At 44.7% G+C, this 13,664-nt stretch carries 11 protein-coding genes; 3 read left to right on the top strand and 8 right to left on the bottom strand.

Annotated features, from left to right (window positions below):
- Positions 1–21 precede the first annotated feature (21 nt).
- Positions 22–1,461, bottom strand: coding sequence for a bifunctional metallophosphatase/5'-nucleotidase (locus NST34_RS08620; protein WP_339269890.1), 1,440 nt, complete (start codon positions 1,459–1,461; stop codon positions 22–24).
- A 136-nt stretch (positions 1,462–1,597) separates the two neighbouring features.
- Here NST34_RS08620 and NST34_RS08615 point away from each other — a divergent pair, with 136 nt between their 5' ends.
- The 3 genes from NST34_RS08615 (at position 1,598) to NST34_RS08605 (ending at position 4,151) form a co-directional block, all read left to right on the top strand.
- A complete protein-coding gene (locus NST34_RS08615; RefSeq protein ID WP_042186367.1) occupies positions 1,598–2,311 on the top strand; it encodes a molybdenum cofactor biosynthesis protein in 714 nt (237 codons plus the stop codon).
- 77 nt (positions 2,312–2,388) lie between these two features.
- Positions 2,389–3,429 carry an HD-GYP domain-containing protein gene (locus NST34_RS08610; RefSeq protein ID WP_076284183.1) on the top strand — a complete coding sequence of 347 codons (1,041 nt, stop codon included), beginning with the start codon at positions 2,389–2,391 and terminating at the stop codon, positions 3,427–3,429.
- A gap of 473 nt (positions 3,430–3,902) precedes the next feature.
- Positions 3,903–4,151, top strand: a complete 249-nt coding sequence (locus NST34_RS08605) for a DUF7667 family protein (RefSeq protein ID WP_042186363.1) — start codon at positions 3,903–3,905, stop codon at positions 4,149–4,151.
- A 69-nt stretch (positions 4,152–4,220) separates the two neighbouring features.
- Here NST34_RS08605 and NST34_RS08600 read toward each other — a convergent pair whose 3' ends face one another.
- The 7 genes from NST34_RS08600 to sufC all read right to left on the bottom strand — a co-directional run bounded on the left by NST34_RS08600 (position 4,221) and on the right by sufC (position 13,492).
- On the bottom strand, positions 4,221–6,080 hold the full coding sequence (locus tag NST34_RS08600) for an ABC transporter ATP-binding protein (protein ID WP_341127563.1): 1,860 nt from the start codon (positions 6,078–6,080) through the stop codon (positions 4,221–4,223).
- Between the two features lie 5 nt (positions 6,081–6,085).
- On the bottom strand, positions 6,086–7,846 hold the full coding sequence (locus NST34_RS08595; RefSeq protein WP_042186359.1) for an ABC transporter ATP-binding protein: 1,761 nt from the start codon (positions 7,844–7,846) through the stop codon (positions 6,086–6,088).
- 471 nt (positions 7,847–8,317) lie between these two features.
- Positions 8,318–9,715 (bottom strand): Fe-S cluster assembly protein SufB, encoded by a 1,398-nt coding sequence (gene sufB / locus NST34_RS08590; RefSeq protein WP_042186357.1) that lies wholly within the window; start codon positions 9,713–9,715, stop codon positions 8,318–8,320.
- 24 nt (positions 9,716–9,739) lie between these two features.
- The gene (gene sufU, locus NST34_RS08585) at positions 9,740–10,171 is read right to left on the bottom strand and encodes a Fe-S cluster assembly sulfur transfer protein SufU (protein ID WP_036684339.1); all 432 of its coding nucleotides are present in this window, start codon (positions 10,169–10,171) and stop codon (positions 9,740–9,742) included.
- Entirely contained in the window at positions 10,158–11,384 is a 1,227-nt protein-coding gene (locus tag NST34_RS08580) for a cysteine desulfurase (protein ID WP_076284184.1), read from the bottom strand. The genes sufU and NST34_RS08580 overlap by 14 nt, the downstream gene beginning before the upstream one ends.
- Positions 11,381–12,682, bottom strand: coding sequence for a Fe-S cluster assembly protein SufD (gene sufD, locus NST34_RS08575; RefSeq protein ID WP_341127562.1), 1,302 nt, complete (start codon positions 12,680–12,682; stop codon positions 11,381–11,383). Before sufD ends, NST34_RS08580 begins: the two co-directional genes overlap by 4 nt.
- Positions 12,683–12,709: 27 nt before the next feature.
- Positions 12,710–13,492 carry a Fe-S cluster assembly ATPase SufC gene (gene sufC, locus NST34_RS08570; RefSeq protein WP_042186351.1) on the bottom strand — a complete coding sequence of 261 codons (783 nt, stop codon included), beginning with the start codon at positions 13,490–13,492 and terminating at the stop codon, positions 12,710–12,712.
- Between the last annotated feature and the right edge of the window lie 172 nt (positions 13,493–13,664).

Raw genomic sequence — 13,664 nt, 5'->3', positions numbered from 1 at the left:
GTAGATTATGAGCTGTCGGCCTTATTCAGACTTAGCCTCCCAGCGAGTGAGCATGCATTCATCGAGGCTGTTTGGACGCTGTAACTCCATCCGCAAGAGATCGCGTAAAAAATGTGGCAATAGAAACAAAGCATCCTTCCCATTCGCGATCGTCTCATAGCCGGCCCTGAAAGTAAACATGTCCAGCGTACCAACATTATACTCTCTTTCATCCTCCAGTGGGTTTCCTTCGACAAAAACTGCAACACTCTTATCATACGGTATCATTAGTGGGTCGTACAAGATTTTTAATCCATCTACTGCCAAGCTGCCCAGATGATTCCCACGGAAACCGTACCCGTAAATGACCTTACTATAAAACTCCTCTGTAAGGCTCTGTTCCAAAGCTGTGCGAATATCTATACCCTTCAGCTTAATGATGCAAGTATTGATGGGAGAAGGACAAAGTGCGTGCAGCATCCCTGTCGTAACCTCGCCTTCGGGCAATGGTCCTAGCAGCTGACCCGTGTTAACTAATGACATACTAGTTCCTGTAAATCTACGTACTGCTTGTGCCAAAAGATTGCCAAAGGGGGACTCTCCCCGTAAGTTCAAAGGAAGCTCACGGTCAGTAATCGCAGCGATCGTCTGAAGAGATTCTTGGCCATGCTTCAAATGAATAGCGACTGCAGGACCTATAACCTCCTCCTTTAGAAGGGGGTCAATAGGAATACATCCACCCGTCACTAAGCTGAAATCAGACTGAGGATCTAGTCGCTCAAATTGTAGACGCCCGAGATACCGACCGAATTTCCCAGCACCACATACGGCAGTACCATTAATCATAATAGGCTCTTCTAACAGATGATGCGTATGTCCACCAAGAATGGCATGTACGCCCTCTAACCGTTCTGCCAGAATTTTATCCGTAGGAAGTCCGAGATGAGATAGAACGATTAAAATATCCACCTGTGGCGCTAAAAGTAGGCATTGTTCCCGGAGTGCTGTCTCAGGATCTAAAGCATCCCAGCCCAAAAGGGAATAGAACGAAGTAAATGCCGCTGTTGCTCCGGTCACTCCAATTCTAATTCCATCCTTCTCCAAGACCGCATGACGCTTCATCCAGCTTGGTGGCTCTCCTGTCGAAGACTCTACAAAATTACAGCATACTACCGGACACTGTAACCCGGAAAAAATAGATGACAACATCTCCTGAGAGAAAGTGAGCCCCTCATTATTGCCAATGGTTACAGCATCATATCCTGTTAAGTTTAATACGTCGATGTTAGCCTGACCCATTGTGCCTTCTGTCTCAACAGCTGCACGATCCATATGATCACCAATATCCAGCAGCAGTACAGGCTCTTCTCCCGCTGCAGCCCTTTGTGCGGCGATTTCCGCTGCCACCGGACTTACCATTTCAAAATGGCTATGTATATCATTGGTATGAAGTATGGTCAGTCTTTGTGGCACATGCCCCATAAGCAACATTCCTCCTACCCTTGAGCTGCTCTTTAATGAAGCAGTCGGTGCGTGATCTTATAGAGCCTAGCATAACATTTTCAGACACATTATGGTATATTGAAGACATCAGATCATACATCAGAGGAGAATAAAAATGCATATTACTATCCGACTATTCGCGGGTCTGGCTGAGACAATCGGCTCTTCTTCTCTGTCCTTCCAAGCGACTGAGATTCCCTTAACAGCTGGCAAGCTGAAGGAGCTTTTATCTGCCTCTTATCCGAATGCAGCATCCCAAATTGGGGCTTCTTTAATTGCCATTGACCGGGAATATGCTCCTGATGATTCTATCATCACAGCGTCTTCCGAAGTCGCACTTATTCCTCCAGTTTCCGGGGGAGAGAATGGCACTATATATGAAACTACTACTGATGGTCTCTATAGCATAACGGACCAGCCTTTAAATGCAGAGAAGCTTCTAGATGCCGTTCTTGACGTCAATCACGGAGCATCCTTATTATTTATCGGCACTACACGTGAAATGACCGGAGAACAACGTACAACCGCACTTCATTATGATGCCTATATTCCTATGGCCTTAAGTAAACTAGAGGAGATTGGTAAAGAAGTGAAGAACCGCTGGAACGCAAACTGCGCCATATCTCACCGCATTGGGCTTGTAGGTTTAAAGGAAGCAAGTGTTATCATTGCCGTCTCCACACCCCATCGCGATACCTGCTACGAAGCCAGTCGCTTTGCCATTGAACGATTGAAACAGACGGTTCCCGTTTGGAAAAAAGACATTAATGAATCGGGCCAACATTGGGTGAACTCTGATCAAAAAGCTAGCGATACAATCCACAAATAATCTTTTCTCCTTTTTGATTGAAAAATCTGAACTTTGTTGATATTCTGGATAAAATCGGATAAAAGGTGGCATAGGCATTGAGAGTACACGTCTCGGATCTAAAACCTGGTAATCACCTTAACGCGGACGCATATAGTTCTAGGGGTTTACATGTACTACCAAAAGGATCACTGCTCCAAATAAATGATATCGCCAAGCTGATGCAGCTTGGAGTTGATTATGTTGATATCGAGACGTTAGAAGAAGAGGTATCACCCCTCAGCAGACCTTCAATTATTCAGACGGTGACCACTAGTTTTGATACCATGATTGACGGCTTCGAGTCTCTTTATATGGAAGCGTTATTAAAAGGAAGCTTCAACCAATCCGTGGTAAACGACATTCTTCAGCCTTCGCTTCAAACTTTGGACAAGCATAAAGATGTAGTGTCCCTCCTGCTTTTGCTAGATCGGGAAGATAACTATACCTATAATCACTCCCTTCAGGTAGGCATGCTCTCTTATTATATTGCGATATGGCTTGGTTATTCCAAACAAGAATGCTATGAAATTGGTCGTGCAGGCTATTTGATTGATATTGGAAAATGCCGAATTTCACCCTCCCTCTTGAATAAACCAGGGAAGCTAACGCCAGATGAGTTCGAGGAAATCAAACTACATACTAAGTACGGCTACGAAATTATACGTAATTCCATGGACGATTCTTACACAGCTTTGGCTGCGCTCCAACATCATGAGCGTGAGGACGGCTCTGGCTATCCGAGCGGTCTAACCAAATCTGATATTCATCCTTATGCACAAATTGCAGCTGTAGCTGACATTTATAGTGCGATGACTTCTAAACGAGTCTATCAGTCGAAGCAAGAGCTTATTTCCGTCCTGCGTGAAATAAACAATCTAAGTTTCGGTAAACTGAACGCTAAAACCGTTCAAGCCTTTATCCAGCATTTAATGCCCAACTTCATCGGCAAGCGTGTGTTGCTGAACACAGGTGATATTGGCGTAATTATTATGAACAATCTGGTCGATATTTTCCGACCACTGGTAAAGGTTGACGGAATGTTCGTGGACCTTTCCCGCGAACGGAACGTTGCCATTGTAGAAATTTACATGGACTAAGGCATTTCGATCCCTCCCAAACCCTCCCTTCCAAGGGAGGGCCCCAAGGGCTCCGCCATCTGGACACCCGGAAGTTTGATGTATACTTGTGGCGATGGTGGATAGAAGGAACGCCTTGTGTAACCTCACCTTGAGGCTCCTGCTTTGCTGGCGCAAAGATCGGGGCCTCAAAGCTATCTTTCGAAATCCATGATCCCCCGTTTTCTTTCGGGGGATTTTTTCTGTTGTATTTTTCACAACAGAATTTATGTACGTAGAGCTGGATTGTAGTTCTGTTGTATTTTGTGCAATCAAAAATAAAGAAAACGTCTTTTATAAGCACATTTTCCTAATACTGTTGCACAAAGTGCAGTAGATGCTATTTTATGAGTGGATAAGGAGCTTTCTATTGTAAATACTGCAATAGATGATTGAAATACAAACCTCTTGGCGAGACTAATATGTGGTTTAAATATTTCTAGGAGGTAAAAAGTATGCTTCCAGTCCATGAACGTCTTGCCGAGCTGTTCACTCTAAGTCGTCTACGCCAGCTTACAGCCTCCGAAGAAACGGAACAACAGCAATGCCTACAGGTGAATGCCACTTACTGTTGGGAGATGGCACGACTACAGAATGAAATACTGTTAGCGGAACAAACAACGGATACACAGTGGCATCAGGATATTTGTGCCCAAATGTTTGAGCTACGTATAACGGGTAGATTACCTAAACGCCCGAAATAATTGGACGTACGATATAAAACAGCCCACTCCTCATTTGCTTTCGCAAGGGGAATGGGCTGTTGTTCTTTGCTATAGAAAGCGGAACTGCGCTTCTATTAATCCGTTATACACACCATCACGTGATGTCAGTTCTCGGTGGGTTCCTTCTTCTTTAATCTCACCATGATCCAGAACGACTATTTTATCCGCATGGCGAATGGTAGATAGTCTATGAGCGACGATAAAGGAGGTCCTGCCCTGAAGTAAGATTTTGAGTGCCTCTTGAATCTTCAGCTCCGTCTCTGTATCAATACTTGCCGTAGCTTCATCAAGGATCAAAATCCGTGGATTCGCCAATAGTGCACGGGCAAAGGAGAGCAGCTGACGCTGTCCCATGGACAAGGCACTACCACGCTCTTCTACCTCTGTCTCATACCCTCCAGGAAGCTTAATAATAAAGTCATGGGCATCTACTGCTTTCGCGGCATTTTCCACTTCTTCATCGGTAGCATCCAGTCGACCAAATCGGATATTATCGCGAATCGTTCCTGAGAAAATGAAGGTGTCCTGCAGCACGATTCCGATCTGCCTTCTCAGACTATCTAGAGTAACTTCACGGATATCTTCACCGTCAATCGTAATTCTTCCGCTCTTAATATCATAGAACCGGCCAATCAGGTTAATAATCGTACTTTTCCCCGAGCCAGTATGACCCACCAGCGCGATCGATTGCCCAGCTTTTACATCCAGATCGATGCCCTTTAAAGCCGCCCGACCTTTTTCATATTCAAAAACAACCTTATTAAAGTTAATATCTCCACGAATCGTTCCTAGTGGTTTAGCCCCTGGATTATCTTGAACCGAAGGCTGCTCATCCAAATATTCAAAGATCCGTTCTGAGGAGGCCATCGCTACCAGCAGCTGGTTATACATCTGCCCCAGACGGTTGATCGGGTCCCAGAAGTTGCTGACATAAGAACTAAACGCTACCAGCAAACCGACAGTAAGCTCGCCAGATTGGATGAGATACGCCCCTAGCCAAAAGAGGATCATCGTTCCAAAACCACCAGTGATCTCGATCATCGGCCCGAAAGCTTGGTTCATCGCAGATGCTTTATTCCAGGACTTTTTACTATCTGTATTCATAAAATCGAAATAATTCATGTTTTCACGTTCTTGTGTATAGGCCTGTGTGACTCTGATCCCCTGAATCGATTCGTTCAAGTGAGAATTAATTCTAGAGTTCTTCATCCGCACATCCTGCCAAGCGATCCGAATCTTCTGACGCAGCTTAGTAGAAATAAAGAACATGATCGGAACCGTAACCATTACTGCAAGACCAAGTTTCCAGTTGATCAATAACAAAATAATGGTAATCCCTAAAAGCTGTACACAGTCAATCATCAGATTGACTACCCCGTTCGTGAACAAATCCTGCAGTGAGTTGATATCATTCGTCACACGTACTAATACCGAACCTGCTGGGCGTTTATCGAAGAAGTTAAAAGAGAGCTTCTGAATATGCTTGAACAAGTCAGAACGCAAGTCATAAATGACTCTTTGTCCAATGATGTTCGTGTACTTAATCCGGTACACACCTGCAATCCATTGAATGAGATATAAGACAATGACACCTGCCGTAAGCGAATAAAGAAGTGTTAAGCTTGGATTCCCAACCTTAGGCGCTATAGCACGGTCGATAGCTAAACTTGTCAAGAAAGGAACGGTCAGCTTCGTAATGGTTCCCAGAATCATCATGATAGAAACCAGTGGAAGCATCTGTTTGGCGTAAGGCTTCATATAGCTGAATAATCTGGTGAACTGCTTCCAGTCAAACGCTTTGTCGATCACATCATCATCTTTGTACACGAAACGTTCATCAAGTGTCTTCTGCTCGGCTGCTTTACGCTTTGCTCCCGAAGCGGTGTTCTGTTTGGCTTCAAGTTTCATATGCCTCACTCCTCCCCTCTTCCGGTAGCTCTGGCCAGATAGTCAGCATATTGTATCCGGTATACATCTTGGTATGGACCCGGAACTTCAATTAGCTCCTGATGAGTACCACGCTGCTGAACATGACCTTCGTTCATGACAATGATCTGATCCGCATGTCGCAAGGAGGATATACGATGGGCAATTATAAGTGTTGTACGCCCATTCATGACCTCCTGGAAGCCCGCTTGAATCTCATGTTCCGTTTCCATATCCACAGCGCTGGTCGCATCGTCGAGGATGAGGATACGCGGATTCTTAAGCAGGGCTCTTGCGATCGCAATCCGCTGCTTTTGTCCGCCAGAGAGACCCATCCCGCGTTCACCCACTACAGTGTCATATCCGTCTGCCATCTCCATAATGAAATCATGCGCCTTTGCCAGCTGTGCAGCACGGATAATCTCCTCCATGCTTACATTTTTCAAGCCATATGAAATATTGTTGCGGATGGATGAAGAGAACAGGAATGTTTCCTGGAATACGGTAGCAATCTGTGACCGCAGGCTGCGCACACTGTATTCTCTAATATCAATGCCATCCAGCGTAATACTCCCTTCATTGACATCATAAGCACGCATCATCAGTTGAGTAATAGTGGATTTACCTGAACCTGTGCCTCCAAGAAATCCGATAATTTCACCTGATTTAGCTTCAAAATGGATGTCAGTAACAGCAGGCATTTTGTTCCCGTACGCAAAGGTGACATGATTAAAGGCAACATCCCCCTTAACCTCGGAAGGCACCAGTTCACGGGCATCCTCTTTATCCTTAACATCAATTTTTTGATTAAGTACTTCAAGTACACGTTCTCCCGAAGCTTTGGACTGTGTATAGTTATTAATATGAAAGCCTAGACCCCATACCGGTCCAATGATGTACCAAATCAAACTGAAGAAGGCAACCAATTCACCTAGTGACATTTTCCCGTTAATGACGAGTGTACCACCTACGCCTAACAGGATAGCTATACTGACCGATGCTAAAAGCTCCATGACCGGAAAAAACTTACTCCAGAGCTCAGCGGCAAAAATCTGATTATTCTTATAACGTTCATTACGGTGTGAGAACTTTTCAACTTCGTGAGCCTCTCTAGCAAACGATTTGACAGTTCGCACACCGGTGATATTCTCCTGTACAGCCGTTGTCAGAGAACTTAGCGCAAGACGCATCTCTTGAAAGGCCGGATGAATCTTGGACTCAAATCTTAAAGCTACTGCTGCCAGAAATGGCATAGTAATCAAAGTAACCAAGGTTAGCTGCCAATTAATGGTGAACATCATGATAGAACCAAAGAGCACCATAAAAAACACATTTAGCAACTGAGCAAAACCAAAACCGATAAAGTTCCGAATCGCTTCCAAATCCCCGGTCAGCCGGGACATCAGATCTCCTGTTTTCGCGGTATCATAATAACGGAAAGATAGAAATTGTAATTTCTCATAACAAGCGTTACGTAGCCGATATGCTAGAAAATTACCTAACCGCCCTCCAAAAAAACCATGTGCAAATTGCAGGCATGCTTTTACGATAACTACAGCTAACACACTGAGAGCCAACACGGGCACCTCTTTAAACTTGAGTGGAACAATTACTTCATCGATCAGCTTCCTTAACAAATTGGGGGTAATTAGCCCCACTGCAGTTGCGGCGGCCAAGCATACAATCGAAAGAATCAAATAATGTAGCTTCTCTCGGTAATAGCCTCGCAGTTGCCTGAGAACATCCATATCTCTCCTCCTTAAAGCTTTACGAAGTAAAGCTGCTTCGTAAGCATAGACTTAGCTTTACAAAATAAAGCTATTTTTTAGCGCTTTCAATTTTAGTGACTTTAAGCAGTGTATCATCCCTAATTTAAAGCGGCAAAGGGTAGAATTGAGCGTTTATCCTGTTATTTCGGAAAAAAGACCCATATATAGGTGATAAACGACCATCATTGTCTTAAAATACTCGAGTTTCCTCCTTAATGCTGTTGAATTAAGAAACATCATGATCCTTGATCTGATCGCCCCCTCCAAAATAAACTTTTATCAAGCTTTTTTGCATAAAATTTGGATTTAACCCTCTAGAATGAAAACCCCATCTCAATTTCCAATAAAAAATACGTATTCGAGTGACTTGAGCATAAAAGCATCAAGATCACTGCGAATACGTATTTTGTATTACTTATTAGAATGAAGCCGGAACCTTGAAGATCAAGGTTAACCGATACTTCCTTCCATTTCGAATTTTATCAAACGGTTCATTTCGACCGCATATTCCATCGGCAGTTCTTTGGTGAACGGTTCGATGAAGCCCATAACGATCATTTGAGTTGCCTCAGCTTCTGTTAGGCCGCGGCTCATTAGATAGAACAGCTGCTCCTCAGAAACTTTGGATACCGTTGCTTCGTGCTCAAGCACGATGTTATCGTTCATGATTTCATTGTAAGGAATCGTATCCGAAGTGGATTCGTTATCCAAAATGAGCGTATCACATTTGATGTTCGATTTCGCACCTTCTGCCTGACGGCCAAAGGAAGCAAGACCACGATAAGTTACTTTACCGCCGTGCTTACTGATCGATTTCGATACAATAGTGGATGTTGTGTCTGGAGCCAAATGGATCATCTTGGCACCCGCATCCTGATGCTGGCCTTTACCCGCTACCGCGATGGACAGTACTGAACCTTTAGCTCCACGGCCTTTAAGAACAACCGCAGGGTATTTCATAGTCAGCTTGGAACCGATGTTGCCATCGACCCATTCCATCGTTGCATTCTCTTCTGCAACCGCACGTTTAGTAACGAGGTTGTAGATGTTTGGAGCCCAGTTCTGAATCGTAGTATAACGAACGCGTGAGTTCTTCATACACAAGATTTCAACAACTGCACTGTGCAGAGAATTCGTGCTGTAGATTGGCGCTGTACAGCCTTCTACATAATGCACGAAGCTATCTTCGTCAGCGAGGATCAAGGTACGCTCAAATTGTCCCATGTTCTCGGAGTTAATACGGAAGTAAGCCTGCAAAGGAACTTCACATTTCACACCTTTAGGAACGTAGATGAAGCTTCCGCCTGACCAAACTGCACTGTTAAGTGCTGCAAATTTATTATCGGTTGGAGGGATGATCGTCCCGAAGAACTTCTTAAGAAGTTCTGGATGTTCACGCAGTGCAGTATCGGTATCTGTAAAAATAACCCCTTGATCTTCAAGGCTCTTCTGCATGCTGTGGTATACAACCTCAGATTCATATTGTGCCGATACGCCGGCGAGGAACTTCTGTTCCGCTTCAGGAATACCCAGCTTATCAAAGGTTTCCTTGATTTCGGAAGGAACTTCTTCCCAAGTCTTCCCTTGTTTCTCGGAAGGTCTTACATAATATTGAATATCCTCAAAATCTAAATCATCCATATTGCCGCCCCATGTAGGCATCGGCATTTTACGGAACTGTTCAAGGGATTTTAAGCGGAAATCAAGCATCCACTGTGGTTCATTTTTGATTGCTGAAATTTCTTTAACAATTTCGGCCGTCAAACCTTTACCAGACTGGAATATCGACTTATGCTCATCACGGAACCCGTATTGGTACTCTTCCATATCAGGCGCTTTCTTAGCCATGGTGTCAGCCTCCTTGTTCTACTGTTATTTATGTTGCTCTTCTTCGTCAATTCCTTTACGAAGCGCGTTCCAAGCCAGTGTTGCACATTTGATCCGCGCAGGGAATTTATTCACACCCGATAGGGCTTCAATGTCTTCATAATCTCCAAAATCCACGTCTTCACCCTTCATCAGTAAGGAGAAGTTATCGGCTAGTTCGAGTGCTCGTTCAACCGTTTGTCCTTTGATCGCCTCAGTCATCATCGAAGCCGATGACATACTGATCGAGCAACCTTCACCGTTATAACGGGCATCCTTGACGATTCCATCCTCTACCTTAAGCTGAAGTGTAATACGGTCACCACAAGTTGGGTTATTCAGTTCAATTTTCAGAGCATCATCTTCAAATGAACCACGATTCCTAGGACTTTTATAATGATCCATAATAACGCGTCTGTACAAGTCATCCAAGTTCATAGCCGAAGTACTCCTTTGTCTTGATTAAAGCGTCCACCAGTCGATCTACATCCTGCTCGGTGTTATACAGGTAAAAGCTCGCACGTGCTGTTGAGCTGGCTTCCAGCCAGCGCATCAGCGGCTGACAGCAGTGATGACCAGCACGGATAGCAATTCCCTCCGCATCTAGTACTGTAGCGACATCATGCGGGTGAACGTCACCCAGATTAAAAGTCACAACGCCAACTTCACGATTGCGCGGACCATAAATGGTCAAGCCATCAATTTCAGATAAACGCTGTTCTGCGTATGCGGCAAGCTGCTTCTCATGGCTGTGAATCTCATCCATGCCGATTTCTTGTAAGAAATCTACGGCTGCACCTAATCCAACAGCTCCTGCAATGATCGGCGTACCGCCCTCAAACTTCCAAGGAAGTTCTTTCCATGTCGATTCATAGAGACCTACATCATCAATCATTTCGCCACCGAACTCAATAGGTTCCATAGCTTCAAGGAGTGCTCTTTTGCCGTACAAAGCCCCAATTCCAGTCGGTGCTAGCATTTTATGTCCGGAAAGTGCATAGAAATCACAATCCAGATCCTGCATATCGACCTTCACATGAGGTGTGCTCTGTGCGCCGTCTACGACAATTACCGCACCGTTTCGATGAGCAATCGCCGCAAGCTCTTTAATCGGATGAGTTACTCCCATAACATTAGACACATAAGCGATAGCAACGATCTTGGTTTTATCCGTAATCGTCTTCTCAGCATCTTCAAGCGTAATCGTTCCGTCAGGTTGCAACGGTATATATTTTAAAGTAGCACCTGTCTTCTTAGCTAGCTGCTGCCAGGGGATCAAATTACTATGATGCTCCATCAGGGTGATGACAATTTCATCGCCTTCACCCACTGCAGATGGCCCGTAAGAAGAGGCAACAAGATTTAGGGCAGTGGTTGTGCCGCGCGTAAAGATGATTTCTTTAGTGCTGCGGGCGTTAATAAACTTAGCTAGCTTCTCCCGGGCTCCCTCGTAGGCATCTGTTGCACGGCTGCCTAGAGTATGGACGCCACGGTGTACGTTGGCGTTATCCCACTCATAATACGACTTGACCGCCTCAATCACTTGACGAGGCTTCTGTGAAGTAGCAGCACTGTCAAGATAGACCAGTGGATGGCCGTTCACATTCTGGTTCAGTATGGGAAATTGCTCCCGGATGGCGTTGCTAATCATTGACCTAACTTCCTTTCCACAAGAGATTGGAGCTGATTGCGCAGTCCCTCTAGTGGAATTTGCGACACAACAGGAGCCAAGAAGCCATAGATGATCAGAGTTTCTGCATCATGCCGTGTAATTCCGCGGGACATCAGGTAAAAGACTTGCTCGTGATTGACCTGTCCTACGGAAGCGGCATGGCCTGCTGTAACATCATCTTCATCAATCAGCAGGATCGGATTGGCGTCACCACGGGCTTTTGGACTCAGCATCAATACTTTCTCCGTTTGCTGTCCGTCGGCTCTAGTAGCACCTTTCTCGATCTTGGTAATTCCGTTGATGATCGAAGTAGCATTATCACGCATAACTGCACGAGTGATCATGTCACTTGGGGTATTTTTGCCGAAATGCTGAGCTTGAGTAGTGTAATTCAGTTTCTGTGATCCCGTACCTACAGCAATTACTTTAGCATCCGAGCTAGAGCCATTACCTTTGAGCACAGATTTGGTATCACTTGCTGTATCACCATAGTTCATCTCTCCAACAATCCATTCGATCGTTCCGTCATTCTCAACAACAGCGCGGCGGTAAGTCACATCTGTTGTATCCACGCCCAGCTGATGCACTGTAGCATAACGTACTTTAGCACCTGCACCCACGAATACTTCTACAGCACCATTGTGCAAGCCAGCTTCCTCTTTATCCGACACGTAGTTGTCTACGTATGTCAGGGAGCTGTTAGTATCCGCTACAATCAGAATGTGAGGAACAAATGAAGCTTCCGCATCATCTGTTAACAGCACCGCCTGAAGTGGAGTTTCAACCACTACATTCTTAGGAACATAGAGGAATACTCCCCCGTTCCATAGTGCTGCATGAAGCGCAGCGATAGAATGCTCGTCAGGCTGAATCGCCTTATGAAGGTAACGTTGTACCAAATCTCCGTGCTCTTTAACAGCCGTTTGCAGATCGGAAAAAATAACACCTTGTGCTGCAAGTTCAGGAGCTAGTCGTGTATATACTGCACCAGAGTTACGTTGAATAATCAGACTGCCTTCTTCCTGATCCTTGATCAAGGAGGAAATGGAAGCAGGTGCATCCTTCAGTGAAGCAATGGTTTCGCTTGCTTTGTAGCTACCATAATTATTCACATTCCAACGATCAATCCGTGTCTTCTCTAATTTAGGCAGTGTCAGAGTAGCTGCCAGTTCAAGTGCTTTCAAGCGGCTTTCTTTCAGCCAACCCGGTTCGCCGCTACTATGCGATAATTCGCTCAAGCGCTCGGCATCCACCGGAAGAATGGTCTGTGTCGTCATAAGTGTTCTCCTCCTTCCTGGCGTTTCTTACGCGTCTTGCCCTACTGTTTCGTCTTCAATTCCAAGTTCTTCTTTAATCCATTCGTAGCCTTCTGCTTCCAGACGTTGTGCAAGCTCAGGACCACCGGATTTTACAATTCTGCCCTGCATCATAACATGTACAAAATCAGGCTTGATGTAGTTCAAGAGACGTTGATAGTGGGTAATAACCAGGAAACCGCGATCTTCACTCCGCATGGAGTTTACGCCTTCGGCAACAATTTTCAAAGCATCAATATCAAGACCAGAGTCAATTTCGTCAAGAATCACGATTTTTGGATCTAGCATCATCATTTGTAGAATTTCGTTACGTTTCTTCTCACCACCGGAGAAGCCTTCGTTCAGGTAACGGTGTAGGAACTCAGGATTCATGTCCAGTTCTTTCATCTTCGCTTCCATAAGACGGATAAACCGAATCAAAGAAATTTCGCTTCCCTCTTCACGACGGGCATTAATGGCAGAGCGCAAGAAATCGGAGTTTGTTACTCCGGAAATTTCACTTGGGTACTGCATAGCAAGGAAAAGACCTGCACGTGCGCGTTCATCAACCGCCATCTCCAGAAGATCTTCACCTTCAAGTGTTGCTGTTCCTTCAGTTACTTCATATTTAGGGTGACCCATAAGAGCTGACGCCAAGGTACTTTTACCTGTACCGTTTGGTCCCATGATGGCGTGAATTTCGCCACCTTTCATTTGAAGGTTAATCCCCTTCAAAATCTCTTTTCCCTCAATCGTCGCTTTAAGTCCCTCAATGACAAAATCTGCTGCCATAATATTATTCCCTCCATTGATCGATTTGCGAAATCAAAAGTTGTATTGAAACAGGATGATCCTGATTCCCAGCACAATTAGATTTTATATCACATTATAATTATTATAAATTGAATCACAATGATTATCAATGATTCTCAACAATTTTATAACAAACCCTGTCTTTTTACAA

The organism is Paenibacillus sp. FSL H7-0714 (genome assembly GCF_038003765.1).
GTDB lineage: Bacteria > Bacillota > Bacilli > Paenibacillales > Paenibacillaceae > Paenibacillus_AQ.
The sequence above is the reverse complement of the archived record's forward strand: the minus strand, read 5'-3'. Positions and strand labels throughout refer to the sequence as shown.